General features: G+C 72.1%; 18 protein-coding genes. 4 read left to right on the top strand and 14 right to left on the bottom strand.

The window, feature by feature from the left end; all coding sequences use genetic code 11:
• The first annotated feature begins 9 nt into the window (after nucleotides 1-9).
• The gene (locus ADK67_RS08435) at nucleotides 10-1,074 is read left to right on the top strand and encodes an NADH-quinone oxidoreductase subunit D (RefSeq protein WP_053715830.1); all 1,065 of its coding nucleotides are present in this window, start codon (nucleotides 10-12) and stop codon (nucleotides 1,072-1,074) included.
• Nucleotides 1,075-1,078: 4 nt separating this feature from the next.
• Here the strand turns inward: ADK67_RS08435 and ADK67_RS08430 are convergent, their stop codons facing one another.
• The 8 genes from ADK67_RS08430 to ftsH are packed head-to-tail and all read right to left on the bottom strand — an operon-like array spanning nucleotide 1,079 to nucleotide 8,647.
• A complete protein-coding gene (locus tag ADK67_RS08430; RefSeq protein ID WP_157620013.1) occupies nucleotides 1,079-2,833 on the bottom strand; it encodes a DUF6779 domain-containing protein in 1,755 nt (584 codons plus the stop codon).
• A 50-nt stretch (nucleotides 2,834-2,883) separates the two neighbouring features.
• A complete protein-coding gene (locus tag ADK67_RS08425; protein WP_053715828.1) occupies nucleotides 2,884-3,336 on the bottom strand; it encodes a DUF3180 domain-containing protein in 453 nt (150 codons plus the stop codon).
• 17 nt (nucleotides 3,337-3,353) lie between these two features.
• Nucleotides 3,354-4,010, bottom strand: a complete 657-nt coding sequence (locus tag ADK67_RS08420; RefSeq protein WP_053715827.1) for a maleylpyruvate isomerase family mycothiol-dependent enzyme — start codon at nucleotides 4,008-4,010, stop codon at nucleotides 3,354-3,356.
• Nucleotides 4,011-4,063: 53 nt separating this feature from the next.
• On the bottom strand, nucleotides 4,064-4,546 hold the full coding sequence (gene folK / locus ADK67_RS08415; RefSeq protein ID WP_053715826.1) for a 2-amino-4-hydroxy-6-hydroxymethyldihydropteridine diphosphokinase: 483 nt from the start codon (nucleotides 4,544-4,546) through the stop codon (nucleotides 4,064-4,066).
• Entirely contained in the window at nucleotides 4,539-4,901 is a 363-nt protein-coding gene (folB, locus tag ADK67_RS08410; RefSeq protein WP_053715911.1) for a dihydroneopterin aldolase, read from the bottom strand. Before folB ends, folK begins: the two co-directional genes overlap by 8 nt.
• Before the next feature lie 28 nt (nucleotides 4,902-4,929).
• A complete protein-coding gene (gene folP / locus ADK67_RS08405; protein ID WP_053715825.1) occupies nucleotides 4,930-5,718 on the bottom strand; it encodes a dihydropteroate synthase in 789 nt (262 codons plus the stop codon).
• A gap of 29 nt (nucleotides 5,719-5,747) precedes the next feature.
• Nucleotides 5,748-6,371: a GTP cyclohydrolase I FolE gene (folE, locus tag ADK67_RS08400; protein ID WP_053715910.1), complete on the bottom strand. Its 624-nt coding sequence runs from the start codon at nucleotides 6,369-6,371 to the stop codon at nucleotides 5,748-5,750.
• 17 nt (nucleotides 6,372-6,388) lie between these two features.
• Complete coding sequence (gene ftsH, locus ADK67_RS08395) at nucleotides 6,389-8,647, bottom strand: ATP-dependent zinc metalloprotease FtsH (protein WP_053715824.1); 2,259 nt, start codon at nucleotides 8,645-8,647, stop codon at nucleotides 6,389-6,391.
• Nucleotides 8,648-9,067: 420 nt separating this feature from the next.
• Here ftsH and ADK67_RS08390 point away from each other — a divergent pair, with 420 nt between their 5' ends.
• Complete coding sequence (locus ADK67_RS08390; RefSeq protein WP_053715823.1) at nucleotides 9,068-10,768, top strand: substrate-binding and VWA domain-containing protein; 1,701 nt, start codon at nucleotides 9,068-9,070, stop codon at nucleotides 10,766-10,768.
• A gap of 94 nt (nucleotides 10,769-10,862) precedes the next feature.
• On the opposite strand, the gene hpt is transcribed toward ADK67_RS08390, so the two are convergent.
• The 4 genes from hpt to dacB form a co-directional block, all read right to left on the bottom strand.
• Nucleotides 10,863-11,414 (bottom strand): hypoxanthine phosphoribosyltransferase, encoded by a 552-nt coding sequence (gene hpt / locus ADK67_RS08385; RefSeq protein WP_053715822.1) that lies wholly within the window; start codon nucleotides 11,412-11,414, stop codon nucleotides 10,863-10,865.
• 17 nt (nucleotides 11,415-11,431) lie between these two features.
• Nucleotides 11,432-12,343: a tRNA lysidine(34) synthetase TilS gene (tilS, locus tag ADK67_RS08380; protein WP_053715821.1), complete on the bottom strand. Its 912-nt coding sequence runs from the start codon at nucleotides 12,341-12,343 to the stop codon at nucleotides 11,432-11,434.
• Nucleotides 12,340-13,353, bottom strand: coding sequence for a zinc-dependent metalloprotease (locus tag ADK67_RS08375; RefSeq protein ID WP_053715820.1), 1,014 nt, complete (start codon nucleotides 13,351-13,353; stop codon nucleotides 12,340-12,342). Before ADK67_RS08375 ends, tilS begins: the two co-directional genes overlap by 4 nt.
• Before the next feature lie 248 nt (nucleotides 13,354-13,601).
• Nucleotides 13,602-15,218, bottom strand: coding sequence for a D-alanyl-D-alanine carboxypeptidase/D-alanyl-D-alanine endopeptidase (gene dacB, locus ADK67_RS08370; RefSeq protein ID WP_053715819.1), 1,617 nt, complete (start codon nucleotides 15,216-15,218; stop codon nucleotides 13,602-13,604).
• Between the two features lie 114 nt (nucleotides 15,219-15,332).
• Here dacB and ADK67_RS08365 point away from each other — a divergent pair, with 114 nt between their 5' ends.
• Complete coding sequence (locus ADK67_RS08365) at nucleotides 15,333-15,836, top strand: inorganic diphosphatase (protein ID WP_053715818.1); 504 nt, start codon at nucleotides 15,333-15,335, stop codon at nucleotides 15,834-15,836.
• 65 nt (nucleotides 15,837-15,901) lie between these two features.
• Here the strand turns inward: ADK67_RS08365 and ADK67_RS08360 are convergent, their stop codons facing one another.
• Together ADK67_RS08360 and ADK67_RS08355 are read right to left on the bottom strand one after the other, a co-directional pair.
• Nucleotides 15,902-17,578, bottom strand: a complete 1,677-nt coding sequence (locus tag ADK67_RS08360; RefSeq protein WP_053715817.1) for an MDR family MFS transporter — start codon at nucleotides 17,576-17,578, stop codon at nucleotides 15,902-15,904.
• Nucleotides 17,578-18,093, bottom strand: a complete 516-nt coding sequence (locus ADK67_RS08355) for a MarR family winged helix-turn-helix transcriptional regulator (protein ID WP_053715816.1) — start codon at nucleotides 18,091-18,093, stop codon at nucleotides 17,578-17,580. Before ADK67_RS08355 ends, ADK67_RS08360 begins: the two co-directional genes overlap by 1 nt.
• A 313-nt stretch (nucleotides 18,094-18,406) precedes the next feature.
• On the opposite strand from ADK67_RS08355, the gene ADK67_RS08350 reads away from it, so the two are divergent.
• Nucleotides 18,407-19,105, top strand: coding sequence for an excalibur calcium-binding domain-containing protein (locus ADK67_RS08350; protein ID WP_231648073.1), 699 nt, complete (start codon nucleotides 18,407-18,409; stop codon nucleotides 19,103-19,105).
• Nucleotides 19,106-19,113 lie beyond the last annotated feature (8 nt).

The raw sequence follows: 19,113 nt of genomic DNA, 5'->3' as shown, positions 1-19,113 counted from the left end.
GATGACCGGGTGGAGATCACCGTTGGCGTGGGCGCCGGTGCACGCCACCTGGGCGTGGACCGGGTGGTCGACCTCGGCCCCCTGCACCCGTCGGCGCACGGCGCGTACCGGCTGCGGCTGACGGTCCGCGACGACGAGGTCATCACCACCGCCGCACCCCTGGTCGGCCACCTGCACCGGGGCGCGGAGAAGCTGTTCGAGGTCCGCGACTACCGGCAGGTCCTCACCCTCGCCAACCGGCACGACTGGCTCGCCGCCTTCTGCAACGAGCTGGCCGTCGCCCTGGCCGTGGAACGCATGACCGGCATGGACGTCCCGCCGCGCGCCCAGGCGCTGCGCGTGCTGCTGTGCGAGCTGAACCGGATCATGGCGCACCTGGTGTTCCTCGCGCCGCTCACCGGCACCCGCGACCGCGACGCCGTGCAGGCCGTGCTGGAAGAGGCCTCCGGCGGCCGGATCCACTTCATGTTCAACCGGATCGGCGGCCTGCGCGAGGACGTCCCCGCCGGCTGGACCGGTCGCGTGCGCGAGGTGCTGTCCACTGTGGACCCCGGTGAGGCGCCGGAGGGGTTGGCGGGCCTCGGGGTGCTCGACCGGGACGCCGCGCTCGCGTTCGGCGTCACCGGTCCGATCGGCCGGGCGTCCGGAGTGGACTTCGACCTGCGCCGCGACGACCCGCTGCCCGGCTACCGGAACCTGGACGTGCGGCCCGTCGTGCGCACCGAGGGCGACGCGCTGGCCCGCGTCCGCGGCCTGGTGGACGAGGTCCGCCTGTCCGTCGCGCTCGCGAACCAGTGCCTGGACCACCTGCCGTCCGGCCCGGTGAACCTGCGCCTGCCGAAGGCGATCAAGGCGCCCGAGGGCTCGGTCTACACGTGGGTCGAGGCGCCGTTGGGCACGTCCGGCGTGCACCTCGCGTCACGGGGCGAGAAGACGCCGTGGCGGCTGAAGCTGCGCACGCCGTCGTTCAACAACGTCCAGGCGCTGTCCGCGCTGCTGCCCGGCACGAAGGTGGCGGACCTGCCCGCGGTGCTCGGGTCGTTCGCCGTGGTCGTCGGCGACATCGACAAGTAAGGGCCTAGTCCTCGCGGCGACGACGGCGGCGCGGCGAGTCGCCACCGCCGAACGCGGCGAGCAGCTCGCTGACCGACTTGCCGTCCGCGTGGGCGCCCGCGGGTTCGGCGGGCTCCGGCGCGCTGCGCCTGCCGGCCGGCTTCGGGGTGTCCTCCCACGAGTCCCAGCGCTCTTCGGCCCGACGCCGACCACCCGACTCGGCCGCGGGCTCGGCGGCCCGGCGACGGCCCTCGGGCGTCACGGACGCCGACGCGGAATCCGCCGAACGACCACCGATCGACTCCGGCTCGACCACGGGGCGGTGCCCGCCGGTCAGCTCGGCCGCACGGCGCGACCGGCGCGCGTCGTCCTCGGTCGTGGACCGGCGCGCGGGTTCGGCGACCGGGACGTGCTCGCCGGTCAGCTCGGCACGCGTCGCGGGTCGGCGCGCCGGGTCGGGACGCGAGCCGACGGACCGCTGCTCACCGGTCGTGCCGATCCGTCGACCGGCTTCACCGGCCAGGTCGGGCCGACCGACGGACCGCTGCTCACCGGTCACGTCAGGGCGACCGACAGGCCGGTGCTCACCCGTCAGGTCGGCACGGCCGGCAGGCCGACGACCGGGCTCGACCGGACGGTGCTCACCGGTCGCCTCGGCACGCGTGACGGGCCGGTGCGGGTCCACCGGGCGGTGCTCGCCGGTCAGCTCCGCCCGCGCGGTCGACGGGCGGCCGTTCGCGGGCACGGCGCGCTGCTCGCCGGTCGACCCGGTCGACGGCACGGCCCGCTGCTCACCCGTCCGCCGCACGGCGCTCGCACCCTCGGGCCGCCGCACGGGACCTTCGGCCAACGCCTCCCGGCTGATCATCTCGGTCCGGTCGGCCACCCGGCTGCGCCGCTGCACGGTGTGCTCGGTCTTCGACGGCTCGGCGGGCCGACCGGCCGGCGCGGACTGCGGCGACAACCGCGCCGCCACGTCCCGGCCCACCCGCTCGGTCGGCTCCTGCTTGGCGGCCTCCCGCCGCACCACCACCGGCGGCGTCGGGCGGGGCTGGGCCGTCGCCCTGGCCGGCTCGCGGCGCGCCGGCTGGGCCTGTTCGCGCCGCACGGGCTCGGGGCGCGTCGGTTCGGGACGCCGAACCTGGTCCTTGCGCGAGGTGTCGACGTTGACCCGTTCGATCAGCTCCGTGCGCTCGACCCGCTCGACCTGCGGCGCCTCCGCGGCCTTCTTCGCCACCGGTACGGCGGGGCCCGCGTTGATGATCCGCTTGTCACCCACCGCCATCAACCGGGACTGGTCGGACAGGGCGCGCATCCGGGTCGACTCGGCGCGCAGCGCCACCCGCTCGACCAGCACCTCGCCGCCGAGCAGTGCCTCCAGGTTCTCCCGGAGGGCGCGCAGCTCGCCGCGCAGCGCGTCCAGGTCGTCCTTGGCCTCCTCCTGCACGCGCCTGCGGGTCTCGGCCTCGACCTCCAGCTCGTACTCGCGGCGTGCGGCGATCTCGCGTTCCAGCTCGAGCTCGTAGACCGACTGCAGGTCGGCCACCTCGTCCTCGCGCTCGGAGATCTGCTTGCGGTAGCGGGCCGCGAGGAACGCGCCGACCAGCGCCGCCCACAGCGCGGCGACCACGGCCAACCGCAGCCAGCGGGCGTTGTCGCTCAGCACCAACACCGCCGCGGCACCGAGTGCGAGCGCCAATGCCGCTACCAGCAGTAGTCGCCCGGTGCCACGACCGTGATCTTGCTGCTCGTCATCTTCCGACGCGCCTCGCCCGGTCATGGCGTCTACCGTACCGGTCAGTTATCCGATTGAGACCTCGGTGTCGGTATCTATTGATCGAGATGCGGGTCGTCGGGTGTCTTGCAGCACCGTTCCAGCCACAACGCGGCGGCGATGAGCACGGCCGCGCAGCCGGCGCCGACGAACCCGCTGACCGTGTCGCGGTCGGCCGCCTCGAACTCGCCGCGAGCCGGCAGCACGTACACCAGCACGCCCGCCCACGCGCCCAGCATGATCGCGCCGAGCAGCGACGACGCCTTGGCGAACGCCACCGCCCGCGCCGCGGTCAACGGCTCGACGGGCCGCGCGCCCGGCTTGCGCAGGATGCGGGCGCGCAGCGAGAACGCGAGGTACAGGTTGACCGCCGCGATCACCAGCAGGGTGAAACCGGCGAACGTCGGCAGCGGCGGCAGCGTGTCGTAGGCGAGCCTGATCAGCAGGTGCGCGAGCAGGCCCGCGACGAGTCCGACGGCGAGCAGGTCACGGGGTTTGGTGAACCTCACCCCACCATCGTCCCCGACTACTCGACCAGCGCGGTGTCGCGCCTGCCGAACAGCGACAGCTCGGGCAGCCACGGCCCGGGGTCGGTGTCCCAGTCCAGCGCGCGCACTTGGTCCTCGTCACGCCGACCGCCCAGCACGCGCAGCAGCTCGAACGACGACGTCCGCAGCGCGCCCGCCGGCTCGCCCTCGCCGACGACCCGGTCGCCGTGCTCCAGCGTGATCCGCAGCGCGGGCAGGTGCTTGTCCCGCAGCCGCTTGTCCAGCTCCTGCAACGGCCGCGTCAACGCCGCCCGCACGGCCACGTTGTCCCGCTCGCCCGGCTGCCCCAGCGCGGTGCGGATGTCGTGCTCGTGCGAGACGATCTCGGCGATCAGGACCGCGCCCATCGGCGAGTCGAACAGGCCCTCGGCGATCTGGAAGTTCCGCTCCCACTCGACCAGCAGCTCGCCCATCGTGCGGCCGCGCCGGTCGTGCACCTGCCGCTCGCCCCACGAGCCGTCGGTCACGCCCTCGAACCGGCGCTCGGTGAAGTCGCCCAACCCGCCGGCCAGGTGCGCGACCACGTCCCGCACCGTCCACCCCGGGCAGGCGCCGACCGGCGCGTCGGGATCGCCGCCGGTGACCAGGCTGATGATCCGCCGCCGTGCGGCGTCGTAAGTGACCGCGTTGCTCATCGCGCCACCTCCGCGCCCACGCTAACCCCGCCGCGCGCACGCCGCAGCGCTGATCAGGTCAGCCGAAGATCATCCCGTCGGGTGACGCCGTCGAGGCCGAGGCCGGCGAGCAGGTCGCGCACCGGGCCGTGCCCCGGCACGACCGCGTCCGGCTCCACGTCGAGCCACGGCGCCAGCACCGACGCGCGTTCGTGCGCGCCGGGGTGCGGCAGCAGCAGTTCCGGGTCCGACGACCGCACGCCGTCCACCGTCACGACGTCCACGTCGAGCGTGCGCGGGCCCCAGCGGCGCTCCCGGACCCGCCCGGCGGCCTGCTCCAACGCCTGCCCGCGCCGCAGCCAGCCCCACTCGTCCACGTCTCCGGAGACGATCAGCACGGCGTTGAGGAAGTCGTCCTGGTCCGTCACGCCCCACGGCGCCGTCTCGTACACCGGCGACGCCGCCACCAGCACGTCGGCGAACCCGGCCACCGCGAGCCGCAGGTGCCCGAGCCGGTCGCCCAGGTTCGAGCCGAGCGACAGCACCGCCCTAGTCACGCGAGCGCCTGATCGTCACCGCGACGTCCTCGAACGCCAACGGGATCGGGGCCGACGGCTTGTGCACCGTCACCTCGGTCGCCCGCACCCGCAGGTCGGTCATCACCTCGTCGGCGACCTTGCCCGCCACCGTCTCGATCAGGTCGTACGGCCCGCCGGCCACGATCGCCGCCGCGCGCTCGGCCAGCTCGCCGTAGTGCAGCGTCTCCCGCAGGTCGTCCGTGGCCGCCGCGCGCGACAGGTCCAGCCACGCGGTGATGTCGACCAGGAAGTCCTGGCCGTCGCGCTTCTCGTGCTCGAACACGCCGTGGAACCCGCGCACCCGCAGGCCGCGCAACGAGATCCGGTCGGAAATCCCGGCCACCTCCGCTCGGCCACCCCCGTCAGTCGGCACGGCCACGCCTCCACGCCCGCGCCACGGCCACCGCGTCCAATGACCGGTCCACGTCGTGCACCCGCACGCCCCACGCGCCGACGAACGCCGCCAGCGCCGACACGGCCGCCGTCGCGTCCTCCCGACCGTCCGGGGCCCGGTCGCCGAGCAGCGCGCCGAGGAACCGCTTGCGCGACGCGCCGACCAGCACCGGGAAACCCAGCTCCAGCAACGAGCCCAAGCCGTGCAGCAGCTGCCAGTTGTGCGTGGCGTCCTTCGCGAAACCCAGCCCGGGGTCGAGGATGATGTCGTCCCACGCCACACCGGCGGCCAGCGCGGCGTCCACCTGGCGGCACAGCTCGTCGCGCACGTCGCGCACCACGTCGTCGTAAACGGCCAGCCGGTCCATCCGCCTGCTGTGCCCGCGCCAGTGCATCAGCACGTACGGCACGCCCGCCGACGCCACCAGCGGCGCCATCGCCGGGTCGGCCAGCCCGCCGGACACGTCGTTCACGATCGACGCGCCCGCGTCCAGCGCCGCCCGCGCCACCTCGGCCCGCGTGGTGTCGACGCTGACCGGCACGCCTTCCGCGACCAGCGCCCGGATCACCGGCGCGACCCGGGCCGCCTCGACCTCCGGCGACACCCGGTCCGCGCCGGGCCGCGTCGACTCGCCGCCGACGTCGACCAGGTCCGCGCCGCGGCGGAACAGGGCGACGCCGTGCGCCACCGCGTCGTCCAGGTCGAGGTACCGGCCGCCGTCGGAGAACGAGTCCGGTGTGACGTTGAGCACACCCATCACCACGCAGTGCCCCGGCCTGGGCACGCTCACCGCAACCGCCCCTTGATCAGGTCGATCGCCTCCGACCGCGACGACGCCGAACTGCGCAGCAGCCCGCGCACCGCCGACGTCGTGGTCCGCGAGCCCGGCTTGCGCACGCCGCGCATGGCCATGCACAAGTGCTCGGCCTCGACGACCACGATCACGCCGCGCGGGTCGAGCCGCCGCATCAGCGCGTCCGCCACCTGCGACGTCAGCCGCTCCTGCACCTGGGGCCGCTTGGCGTACAGGTCGACCAGCCGGGCCAGCTTCGACAGCCCGGTCACCCGGCCGTGCTCGTTCGGGATGTACCCGACGTGCGCGACGCCGTGGAACGGCAGGAGGTGGTGCTCGCAGAACGAGAACATCGGGATGTCGGTGACCAGCACCAGCTCCTCGTGGCTCTCGTCGAACGTCTTGGCCAGCACGCTGTCCGGGTCGGTGTGCAGCCCGGCGAACAGCTCCCGGTACGCCCGCGCCACCCGTGCCGGCGTGTCGCGGAGCCCTTCGCGCTCCGGGTCCTCACCGCACGCGAGCAGCAGCTCACGCACCGCCGCCTCGGCCCGCTTCTGGTCGAAGGGCCGGCGCGCCAAACCGGCCCCCCCGTTGACGGAGAGGCCGGTCTGGTCGATCGCGGTGCCGTGCTCGGTCACGTGCGGTTGTCCGGGTCCGTGTCGAAGGACCGCTTCCCCGCTTCCGCGTCCGTCGGCTCCGGCTGCCACTGCGGTGGCTGCGGGGCGCCGCCGGGCACCGTCGCGGGCGTCCACCCGGGCGGCGCGCCGTAGTTCGGCGGGCCGGACGACGGGTGCTGCGGCTGCGGCGGGTAGGGCTGCGGCTGCTGTTGCTGCGGGTAGGCCTGCGGGTACGGCTGCGGCTGCGGGCTGTGGGGCGGCACGCCGTTGCCGTTCGGCGGCGTGGGCACCTGGTCCTGCGGCCGGGGCTCGGCGTCGAGGGTGTCCTCGATCGCCGGCGGCCACGGCTCGCCGCGCTCCTTGGCCAGTTCCGCCGGGGTCTTGACCGGCGGCTTGTCCGACGGGGTGCGGTGGCCGAAGTCGTTGAACTTCGTGATCCGCGGGCGCTTCTCGACCGCGGCGAAGATCCGCTCCAGTTCCTTCTGGTGCAGGGTCTCCTTCTCGATCAGCTCCAGCGTCAGCGCGTCGAGCACGTCGCGGTACGTGTTCAGCACCTCGTACGCCTCGGTGTGCGCGGCCTCGATCAGCTCGCGGACTTCCTCGTCGATCTCGTGCGCGACCTCGAGCGAGTAGTCGGCCTGCCGGCCCGCCGTGCGGCCGAGGAACGGCTCGCCCTGCTCCTGGCCGTACTTGACGGCGCCGAGCCGGGCGGACATTCCGTACTCGGTGACCATCGCGCGGGCGATCTTGGTCGCCTGCTCGATGTCGTTGGACGCGCCCGTGGTCGGCTCGTGGAAGACCAGCTCCTCGGCGGAGCGGCCACCCAGCGCGAACACCAGCCGGGCGATCATCTCGGACCTGGTCATCAGGTCCTTGTCCTCCTCGGGCACGGAGAGGGTGTGACCACCCGTCCGGCCGCGGGCGAGGATCGTGACCTTGTAGACCGGGTCGATGTCCGGCATCGCCCACGCGGCCAGGGCGTGCCCGGCCTCGTGGTACGCGGTGATCTTCTTCTCCTTCTCGGAGATGATCCGGCTCTTGCGGGCCGGACCGCCGATCACGCGGTCGACGGACTCCTCCAGCTCGACGCTGCTGATCACCGTGCCGTTCTTGCGCGCGGTGAGCAGGGCGGCCTCGTTGATCACGTTGGCCAGGTCGGCGCCCGAGAAGCCCACGGTGCGCTTGGCCAGGCCGTCGAGGTCCGCTTCCGGCGTCAACGGCTTGCCCTTGGAATGCACGCGCAGGATCTGCTTGCGGCCCTTCAGGTCCGGTGCGGACACCGGGATCTGCCGGTCGAACCGGCCGGGGCGCAGCAGCGCCGGGTCGAGGATGTCGGGCCGGTTCGTCGCCGCGATCAGGATGATCCCGCCGCGCGAGTCGAAGCCGTCCATCTCCACCAGGAGCTGGTTGAGGGTCTGCTCGCGCTCGTCGTGCCCACCGCCGAGGCCCGCGCCGCGGTGGCGGCCGACCGCGTCGATCTCGTCGACGAAGATGATGCACGGCGCGTTCTGCTTCGCCTGTTCGAACAGGTCGCGGACGCGCGAGGCGCCGACGCCGACGAACATCTCGACGAAGTCCGAGCCGGAGATCGAGTAGAACGGCACGCCGGCCTCGCCGGCCACGGCGCGCGCGAGCAGCGTCTTGCCGGTGCCGGGCGGGCCGTACAGCAGCACGCCCTTGGGGATCTTCGCGCCCAGGGCCTGGTAGCGGCCCGGGTTCTGCAGGAAGTCCTTGATCTCGTAGAGCTCTTCGACGGCCTCTTCGGCGCCCGCGACGTCGGCGAACGTCGTCTTGGGCATGTCCTTGGACAGCTGCTTGGCCTTGGACTTGCCGAAGTTCAGGACGCGGTTCCCGCCGCCCTGGGAGTTGTTCATCATCCACATCAGCAGGAGCAGCAGCAGACCCAACGGGATCATGTACAGCAGCATCTGCATCAGGAACGAGTCCTGCGTGACCTTGGTCTCCACGACCGGCTTGTTGCCAGCCTGGTCGAGGATGGTGAAGACCTCGTCCGTCGAGCTCGCCGGGAACTGGGCGCGCACGCGGTTGCTGCCCTCGACGGTCACCCCGTCGTTGAGGGTGAGCTTGAGGAGCTGCTCCTTGTCCTCGATCGTGGCTTCCTTGACCTGGCCGTCCCGGATCTGTTGCAGTGCCTGGGACGTCTTGATCGGGGTGTAGCCCCGGTTGTCGTCGAAGAGCACGTTGAAGGCGTAAAAGAGCAACAACACCGCCACGATCCACAGCAGCGGGTTGCGAAGCAGGCGCTTGCGGTCCATGCACTTACGGCCGGCGGGCGGCCTCGACCCTCCCTGACTTGTCGACGGGCGCAGACGGGCACACCCGTCCGACCAGACTACCGCCCATGGCTCGGGCGAAGCGCTCCGCGTGCGGGCCCTGTCGCGTCTTGCCGGACCAACGGGCGAGAGGCGTCCAGTGTTCCCGTGGTGACCGCGAACACGCATCGCAGGTCACGCCGGGTTCGACCGGTCGACCGTTTCGATCATGAACCGGATGGCTGTCGGCACCGTAACCACTCACGAGGGGTTATCCGTGCCTAGCAGGTAGCGACAACATGAGGACCACTCGAGTGACGTAGAACACGAGAGTTTGTCATGTGAGTGAGCCGTGTCATCCTCGGCAACCACCGAGTGTTCCTCGCCCACCCGAAAGGGTGAACACCGACCGAAGGTACGAAGATGTCAGCTCGCAACCCGGACAGCCCCGGTCGCCTCCGCCGCGTCATCCTGCCCGTCGGCGCGCTGCTCGGCGTGATCGCCGCCGCGGGCGTCACGGTGGTGGCGCTGCGGGCCACCAGCGGACCCGAGTGCAAGGGCACCCTACCGCTCAAGATCGCGGTGACCCCGGCGATCGAGGAAGTCGTGCGCGGCGCGGCCGACGACTACCAGGCGACCCAGCCCATCGTCGACGGCAAGTGCGTGCAGGTGCAGGTCGAGGCGCGCGGCGCGGCCGACGTGGCCAACGAGCTGCCGACCGCGCAGATCAACCCGCCCGCGCTGTGGGTGCCGGACTCGTCCATGTGGGCGGCCGAGACCCAGCGGCAGGCCGGTGACGAGGGCACCGAGGCGCCGCGGCTCGACATCCACGACCCGCTGGCGAGCTCGCCGCTGGTGATCGCGGGCTCGGAGCAGGCCATGACCGCGCTCGGCTGGCCCATCGCGCCCGTGACCTGGGCGAAGGTCGTCGACCCGAGGGTGCCGGTGACGCTGAGCGACCCGACCACGTCCACCGAGGGCCTGGCCACGCTCGCGGTCATCCGCGCGCAGCTCGGCAACCCGGACGGCACGCCGAAGGCGGAGCTGATCGGCGCGCTGCTGCGGGTCGGCCGCAACGCGCTGCCGTCCGTGCGCGACGCGTTCGGCAAGGTCGTGCAGGGCGCGGACAACGCGCCCGTGTTCACCGCTTCGGAGCAGTCCGTGCTGTCCGCCAACCGCACGGCCGGGTCACGCCGGGTCGTCGCCTCCTACCCCAAGGAGGGCACCGTCGCGTTCGACTACCCGGTGGTGCGGGTGAGCCGGTTGAGCGAGCAGGCGGGCACCGCGCAGGCCGCGGAGGGCTTCGAGCAGGCGTTGCGCACCAGCCGGACCGCCCAGCGGTTCGCCGAGGCCGGTTTCCGCACGCCCGACGGCAAGGCGCCCGGCGGCTGGACCAACGAGGAGCACGGCGTGCGCGGCGACGACGTGGCCGTGCTGCAGACGCCGGACCCCGACCAGGTCTCCGAGCTGCTGCGCACGTGGGGCGCGGTGAGCCTGGACACCCGGCTGCTCGCCGTGCTGGACGTGTCCGGCTCGATGGCCGAGAAGATGAGCAACGGCCAGACCCGCGTCGAGGCGGCCCGGGAGGCGGCGCTGACCGCGTTGGGCATGCTGCCCGACACCTCGGAGATCGGCCTGTGGGCGTTCTCGACGAACAAGAAGCCGCCGAACGACTGGATCGAGCTGGTGCCGGTAGGTCCGCTCGGCGAGCCGATCGGCGGCGCGCCGCGGCGGGTGCAGCTGCAGAAGGGCGCGGGCAACCTGCCCGCCCTGGTCGGCGGCGGCACGGCGTTGCACGAGACGGCGCTGGCCGCGTTCCGGCACGTGCAGCAGACCTACGACCCGTCCAAGATCAACTCAGTCACACTGATCACCGACGGCAGCAACGACGACATCTCCAGCATCGACCTGCCCGGCCTGCTGGCCACGCTGAAGCAGGAGGCCGACCCGGCGCGGCCGGTGCCGATGATCATGGTGGGGCTGGGCGCGGACGCGGACATGAACGCGCTGCGGCAGATCGCCGAGGCCACCGGCGGCAAGGCCTACCAGGCGATGGAGCCTGAGGACATCCGCGGCGTGCTGCTGGACGGCATCTCACAACGCCGCTGCCGGCCGAACTGCTGAAACGGTGTTGGATTGCCGCTGCTCCGCAGACGGCGGCTCGGTCGACGCGACCTCGCGGAGTGGTCTAGTAGAGGCCGCTCCGCGAGGTCGTTCCTCAGCTTGAGTAGACCTTCGGGTCCAAGGTGCCGATGTAGGGGAGGTCGCGGTAGCGCTCGGCGTAGTCCAGGCCGTAGCCCACCACGAACTCGTTCGGGATCTCGAAGCCGACGTACTTCACCGGCACCTCGACCTTGACCGCGTCCGGCTTGCGCAGCAGCGTGCAGACCTCCAGCGACCGCGGCTTGCGCGACGCCAGGTTCTTGAGCAGCCACGACAGCGTGAGGCCCGAGTCGATGATGTCCTCGACGATGATCACGTCGCGGTCCGCGATGTCCCGGTCGAGGTCCTTGAGGATGCGCACCACGCCGGAGGACGAGGTCGACGAGCCGTAGGAGCTCACCGCCATGAACTCCAGCTGCACCGGCACCGGCAACGCCCTGGCCAGGTCGGTCATGAACATCACCGCGCCCTTGAGCACGGTGATCAGCACCAGGTCGTTCCCGCCGTCGGCCGGGTAGTCAGCCGCGACCTTGTTGGCCAGCTCGGTGACCTTGTCGCTGATCTCCTGCTCGCTGATGAGCACGGAACTGATGTCGCCGTCGTACACGGACGGTTCCCCTTTTGTCATGACTGCACTGGTTCCACTCGCAGCCTGCCATGCGCACGCCGCGCCACAAAGCCGCCGGGCAGCCACACGCCGCCCTGCCCACGCCACTCGCTCACCAGGGCGTCCACCCGGCGCAGGTGCGAGTCGGACAACTCGGGCACCTTCTCCTCCAGCAGCCACCGGCGCAGCACGCGGCGGCGCAGGGCGGTCGGCAAGCGGCCGACGTCGTCCACCGAACCGCGGTCGCCGTCGAACGCCTCGGCCAGCTCGTCCAGCGCGTCGTTGTCCTCGCGCAAGTGGGCGGCGGTGCGGGCGAGCGCGTCGGCCACACCGCCCTGGAGCACGTCCTCCAGCAGCGGCAGGACCTCGCGGCGCAGGCGGACCCTGGTGTAGCGCGGGTCCTCGTTGTGCGGGTCGCGCCACGGGGTGAGGCCGAGTTCGTCACACGCGGCCTCCGTCACGGCCCGGGAGACCCGCAGCAGCGGACGGCCCCACGGCGGGTCGTGCGGGCGCATGCCGGCGATGCTGCGCGGGCCGGAGCCGCGACCGAGGCCCAGCAGCACCGTCTCGGCCTGGTCGTCCCTCGTGTGGCCGAGCAGGACCAGGCCGCGCTCCGGTCTCAGCGCCGCGTACCTGGCCTTCCGCGCGGCGGCCTCAGGTCCACCCGATCCGGTGACCTCGACGCGGCGCACCTCGGCGGGCAGGCCCAGCTCGCGGCACGTGCTCGCGGCCCGTTCGGCGACCCGCGCCGAGTCGGGTTGCAGGCCGTGGTCCACGACGACCGCGTCCGCCTCGACCAGGCCTGCCGTGACGGCGGCCAGCGCGAGGGAGTCCGCGCCGCCGCTGACGGCCACCGTCACCCGGTCGGGGCGGTGTTCGTGGAGGAAGCGCTTGACGGCCGTGCGCACCTCGGCGAGCGGTCCGTTCACGGTTGGACGCGTCGGAGCCACCCGGCCGGGTCGGCGATCTCCGCGCGGGTCGGGAGGGTGTCCGCGCTGGTCCAGACGGTGTTGAAGCGGTCCATGCCGACCGCGTCGACCACGTGCCCGGTGAACGCCGCGCCCTCCGCGTACTGGCGGACCTTCGCCTCGACGCCGAGGAGCGTGCGCAGCACGCGGTCCAGCAGGCCACCGCCCTGGCGGCGGGCGGTGAAGCGTTCGCGGATCGTGCGGACCGACGGCACGACGTCCGGGCCCACGGCGTCCATCACGTGGTCGGCGTGGCCCTCCAGCAACGTCGACAGGGCGATGAGCCGGTCCAGCACCTCGCGCTGGCCGGGGCTCTGCAGCAGCTCCACCAGGCCGCCCGACTCGCGCAGCCGCTTCGGCAGGTCGCGCAGGCGTGGCGCGGAGCCCTCCTCCATGCTGCCGAGCAGGGTGGCGACCAGGCCCGCGAAGTGGTCGGCGAGCCACGGCACGGCGGTGAACTGCAGGCGGTGGGTGCCCTCGTGCAGGCAGACCCACATGCTGAAGTCCTCGCCGGAGACGTCGAGGGCACGTTGGGCGCCGACGATGTTCGGCGCGACCAGCAGCAGCCTGCCGCCTTCGGAGAACGGGTCGTACTGGCCGAGCACCCGGCCGCTGAGGAACGCGATGACGACGCCCGCCTGGACGCCCGCCGTGCCCGCGAGGACGCCGCCGAGCGCGCCGGACTGCTTGGGCAGGGCGCCGTCGGTGAGGGCGGCGAGGCCCTGCACGGCGGCGCGCACCCAGCCCGGCCGGTCGACCACCTCGCCCTGCTTGAGGGGCATGCCGTGGCCGAGGCCGGTGAGTTCGCGGACGTGCACCTCGGCGTCGACGGCGAGTTCGCGCAGCCGGTGCACGGCGATGTCGGCCTCGGCTCTCGGCACGATCGGGCCGGGCCGGACGAGCCTGGTCGCCGTGGTGACGGCCAGGGCCCAATCGACCGGGGCACTGCGGTCCTGCGTCGCCGGGTTCACCCTTCTGACGCTACCTGCGAGGGCCGCCCGGACAACACTCCCGCCGCGCCTCCCGAACGTTCAACTCACGCGTTCCGAACGTAGGACACGCACGTCCCGAACGTAGGACACGCGCGACCTGAGCGTTCGACACGCGCGCGTGTCCTACGTTCAGAACGCGCGTGTCGAACCTTCAGGTCGCGAGAGTCCTACGTTCAGAACACGAGAGTCCTACGTTCAGGTAGGCCGAGTTCAACGCTCGGGACGGGTCAGCAGCCGCAGGTCCGGAGGGCGGCGGCCATCTCGTCCAGCGCGCCCCGCACCTTGTCGTTGTTCTCCGCGCTCAACGACATGAACGCGAACACCAGCAGCCGGCCGTCCACGTCGACCACCACGCCCGCGAGCGAGTTCACGGAGGTCAACGTGCCCGTCTTGGCCCGGACCCACCCCCGCCCGCCCGCGCCCCACTGCTCGTAACGGGTCGCCAGCGTGCCGCTGCCGCCCGCCACCGGCAGGGCCGTCAGCAACGGCCGCAGCTTCGCCGTCTTCGGGTCGGACGCGTCCGGCTTCGCCGCCGCCGCGAGCACGTCCGCCAGCAGCTTCGCGGGCACCTTGTCGTTCGGCGACAGCCCGCTGCCGTCCACGATCGTGGACGTCGACAGGTCGAACCCGTGCTCGGTCAGCACGTCCCGCACCGCCTGCGCCGCCCCCGCGAACGACGGCTCCAGCCCACGCGCCTTGGCCACCTCGCGCGCCATCGTCTCGGCCAGCACGTTGTCCGAGATCTGCATCAGGTTCTCGACCAGCTGGTCCACCGGCACGGACTTCACCTCGCCGAGCACCTGCGCCCCCGGCGCCGCCACGCCCGCCGCCACCGCGGGCACGCCCAACCGCTGCGCCAACGCCCGCGCGGCCGTCTCGGCGGGCGTGGACGTGCGCGGCGTGTCGTACTTGGTCGGGTCGGCACGCCCGCCGTCCAGCATCACCGGCTCGATCGGCGCGACGTACCCGTTCTGCACGTCGGTGGGGTCCCAGCCGGGCGCGGCGCCCGGACCGGCGTACCGCGACACGTCGTACAGCACCTGCGTCACCTGGCCGCCGGACGCGCGCACCTGCGCGGCGAGGTCGTCGATCGTGGCCGCGCCCGGGTACACCGTGGTCTCGCCGGCGGGCCGGGACGACAGCGTCGGGTCGCCGCCGCCGACCAGCACGACCGCGCCGGGCTGCGCGCCGCGCACGACCTTCGTCGAGAACTGGGACGTGTGGTCGAGCGCGAGCAGCGCCGCCGCCGCGGTCAGCACCTTGATCGTGGACGCGGGCGTCTGCGGCGTCGTCTCGCCCTGGTTCCACAGCGCCGTGCCGGTGGCCGGGTCCACCACCAGGCCCGCCAACGGCGCCAGCAGCCCGTTCGCCGCCGGACCGGCCAGCACCGCGCGCACGCCCGCCGCCGTGGCCGCCTTGCCGTCCGCGCCGACGCCCTTCATCGTCAACGACACCGGGGCGGGTGGCAGCGGCGCGGCCGTCGTCGGCACGGGCGCGGCGTCGAACCACCCCCGCTGCGTGCCGATCACCGCCGAGCCGGCGAGCGCGATCACCAACAGCGCCGCGGCGGCCAACACGAACGGGCGCTTCCGCCGTCGGGTCGGAGGCGGCGGCTCTTCACGTTCCGTGATCGGTTCAGGGACCGGTTCAGGTTCCGACTTGATCTCGGTCGGCGGCGCCGGGCGGTGCGGCGGCACGGGCTCCGGCGGCACCCTCACGGGCTTGGCGGGCACCGGCGCCGGAATCCGCATCGTGGGCGGGTCAGGCCGCCTGACCTGCACCGTCGGCGGCTCGCGGTCGACCTCGTCGCCGTCAAAGGTCGGCCACGATGGCTCGTCGGGCACGCAGTCCTCCGCGGTCGAGTACGGGCAACGTCACACCCTCTGCCAGGGGTTGACGAGACGACGTAGTCCACACTAGTGGCGTAACGAACGGCGAAGACGAGCGAGGACCGCGCAGTGGAGTTCGACGTCACCATCGAGATCCCCAAGGGGGTCCGCAACAAGTACGAGATGGACCACAAGACGGGGCGCATCCGGCTGGACCGGACCCTGTTCACGGCCACTCAGTACCCGGCGGACTACGGGTTCGTCGACAACACGCTGGGCGAGGACGGCGACCCGCTCGACGCGCTCGTGATCGTGCAGGAGCCGACGTTCCCGGGCTGCCTGATCAAGTCGCGCGCGATCGGCATGTTCCGGATGACCGACGAGAAGGGCGGCGACGACAAGCTGCTCTGCGTCCCGGCGGAGGACCCGCGCTCCGAGCACCTGCGCGACATCCACCACCTGAACGAGTTCTACCGGCTGGAGATCCAGCACTTCTTCGAGGTCTACAAGGACCTGGAGCCGGGCAAGAGCGTCGAGGGCGCGACCTGGGTCGGCCGCACCGACGCCGAGGCGGAGATCGTCCGCTCGTACCAGCGCCTGAAGGACGCCGTGGCGCGCGGCGAAGACCACTGAGCTGCTGACGCGCGAAGAGGCCCGCACCCCATGCCGGGGAGCGGGCCTCTTCGCGTTCTGGCCGATCAGTGCATCGCGACCGGCGCGGGCTTCGCGCCCTCCGCGTTCTCGTCCTGCACGCGCTCCAGGCCGGACCGGTTGGACAGCGGCACCTCGCGCAGGAACCAGATCACCGCGAACCCGATCGCCGTCACCAGGCCGCCGACCAGGAACACCAGGTCGATCGACGACGAGAAGCCGTCCAGGAACGGCCGGGCGAGCACCGGGTCGAGCTTGGTCAGGAACTCGGTGTTGTCCAGGTCGAACGCCGTGCCGCCGCCCTGCAGGCCGGCCGCGAACTCGCGGTTCTCCGGCCGGGCCAGCGCCGCCTGGAAGTCGGGCGTGCCGGCTGCCGTGCGCAACGCGTTGCCGATCTTGTCGCCGACCGTGCTGAACAGGATCGACAGGAACACCGCGGTGCCGACCGTGCCGCCGATCTGGCGGAAGAACGTGGCCGACGAGGTCGCCACACCCATGTCGCGCGGCTCGGCGTCGTTCTGGATGGCCACCAGCAGGGTCTGCATGCACAGGCCGAGACCGGCGCCCAGGAAGAACATCAACGCGAGCGGCTGGTAGATCGACGTGTCCGTGCCGACCGTGCTGAAGACGAACAGCGCGGCCGTCATCAACCCGAACCCGATGACCGGGAACACCTTGTAGCGGCCGGTCTTGGCGGTGATGTTGCCGCTCGTCCCCGCCGCCAGCATGATGCCGAGCGTCAGCGGCAGCATCATCAGGCCGGACTCGGTGGCCGAGTAGCCCTTCACGATCTGCAGGTACAGCGGCAGCGAGACCATGCCGCCGAACATCCCGACGCCGAGCAGGAAGTTGACCACGTTGCCGAGCGCGAACGTCTGCCGCTTGAACAGCCGCAGCGGCAGCAGCGCCTCGTCGCCCATCCGCTTCTCGGTGAGCACGAACCCGATCAGGCCCAGCACGCCGATGACGTACATGGCGATCGAGGTGCCGGACGCCCAACCCCACCCGCGGCCCTGCTCGGCCACGATCAGCAGCGGCACCAGGCCGGTGGTCAGCAGGCCCGCGCCGACGAAGTCGATCCGGTGGTTCACCCGCTGGTGCGGGATGTTGAGCACCTTGCCCACCACGACGAGCGCGACCAGCGCGATCGGCACGTTGATCAGGAACACCCAGCGCCAGCCGGCCGTGCCGAGGAACGACTCCATGCCCGCGAACAGGCCGCCGACCACAGGGCCCGCGACGCTGGAGATGCCGAACACGGCCATGAAGTAGCCCGTGTAACGGCTGCGCTCACGCGGCGACGTGATGTCCGCCAGGATCGCCATGGCCAGCGACATCAGACCGCCGGCGCCGAGGCCCTGCACCGCGCGGAACGCGGCCAGCTCGTACATCGAGTTCGCGATGCCGGACAGCAGCGAGCCCGCGAGGAACAGCGTGATCGCGGTCAGGTACATCGGCTTGCGGCCGTAGATGTCGGACAGCTTGCCGTACAGCGGCGTGGAGACCGTCGCGGTGATCAGGTAGGCGGTGGTCGCCCACGCCTGGAGCGTCTGGCCGTGCAGCTCGTCCGCGATGGTCTTCATGGCCGTGGCCACGATCATCTGGTCGAGCGCGGCCAGGAACAGCCCGAGCAGCAGGCCCGACAGGATCGTCAGGATCTGCCGGTGGGTGAGCAGGGCGGCGCCGGGTGGCGGCGCGTCCGCTCGGGTTGTCGTTTCCGACATCACTTCTCCCCTTCTGAGCGCGGCCCCAGTCCGCTCTCAGCGATGAAATCCGGTAGCGCCTTCTCGTAGTCCCCCACGAAGCGCTCGAAGTACTCGATGAACCGCGTCCACTCCTGCGGGGACCAGTCCGTGAACAGGCCGGCCAGCAGGACGTTGCGCTGCGCGCGGCGTTCGGCGAGCAGTCGTGCGCCCGCCTCGGTCACCGCCAGCACGCTCGCCCGGCCGTCCTCCGGGTCGGCCCGGCGTTCCACCAGGCCGTCCTTGACCAGCGTCGCCACCTGGCGGCTGACCGTGGACGGGTCGGAGAACACCGCCTCGGCCAGTGCGCCCGCCCGTGACGGGCCCATCTGGTTGAGGTTGGCCAGCAGCACGAAGGACGCCTTGTCCAGCCCTGCCTTGCTCATGTGCGCGGCGACGCAGGCGTGCATCTTGTTCATCCGCACCAGCGCCATGCCGAGCCGGTCGGCCATGGCGAGTTCGTCGGCCCGCACCTCGTCACCCACCGGGGTCGCCATCACACACTCCGTTTGCTTGCATCAACCAACTAGTTGCTGGATACAAGCATGCGCTCGTTCGGGTGACATGGCAAACGGATTACCCGTGACACCGGTCTCGTTGCTACTCGTGGGTAGCCACGATGACCCACGCCCAGCCCGATGACTCAACGTGAGCAACCGATCCTGTCAAGTGATGTTGGTAACACCCGATCATCGCACCGACGATGAGGCGGACATGGCAGGTAGACCCGCAGGCCCGGCGGATTCGGGCCCGTTAGCTGCGTGGCGCAAGCTCCCCCGCAAGCGCCGCGTCCTCATCACGGTCGGTGTCGTGGTGCTGTTCTTGTTCATCGTCGGCATCACCAACCCGACGCCCGAGGACGGCACCCCGCGCGCGCTCAACGCGACGCAGACCACGACCACCACGACAACCACCACTACGACAACCACCCCGGCCACCACGACGACAACGCCTCCCGTGACGGTCGCGGAAGTGGTCGACGGGCGCACGATCACCGTGTCCGGCGGCGGACGGGTGCAGCTGGCCGGGCTCGCGCAGCCCGGCGAGTGCTGGGCCGCGGCCGCGGTGGACTTCCTGAAGACCACGCTGCCGGGCAAGGACTTGCGCGTCGTCGGCGCGACCGTGCTGCTGCCCGACGGCGTCGACCTGGCCGTGCACGTGGTCGGCAAGGGCATGGCCCGTGCCGAGGACGCCGCGTCCGCCGCCCTCGTCACGGCCCAGGACGCGGCGAAGGCCGCCGGTCTCGGCCTGTGGGGCGCGCCGTGCGCCGGCGCCGACACCATCGCGCCGCCGCCACCTCCCCCGCCCGCGCCGAAGCCGACGTACAACCCGCCTCCGCCGCAACCGGTGCAGCCGGCGCCGCAGCCCGTGCAGCCCGCCCCGCCTGCCGAGGCCTACTACGCCAACTGCGACGCCGCCCGTGCCGCGGGTGCCGCGCCGCTCTACGCCGGCCAGCCCGGCTACCGACCCGCCCTGGACCGCGACAAGGACGGCGTGGCCTGCGAGTAGGTTCCCCT

This window comes from Saccharothrix sp. NRRL B-16348 (assembly GCF_001280085.1).
In the GTDB taxonomy this organism is placed as follows: Bacteria; Actinomycetota; Actinomycetes; order Mycobacteriales; family Pseudonocardiaceae; genus Actinosynnema.
This window is presented reverse-complemented; position numbering and strand designations above follow the sequence as displayed.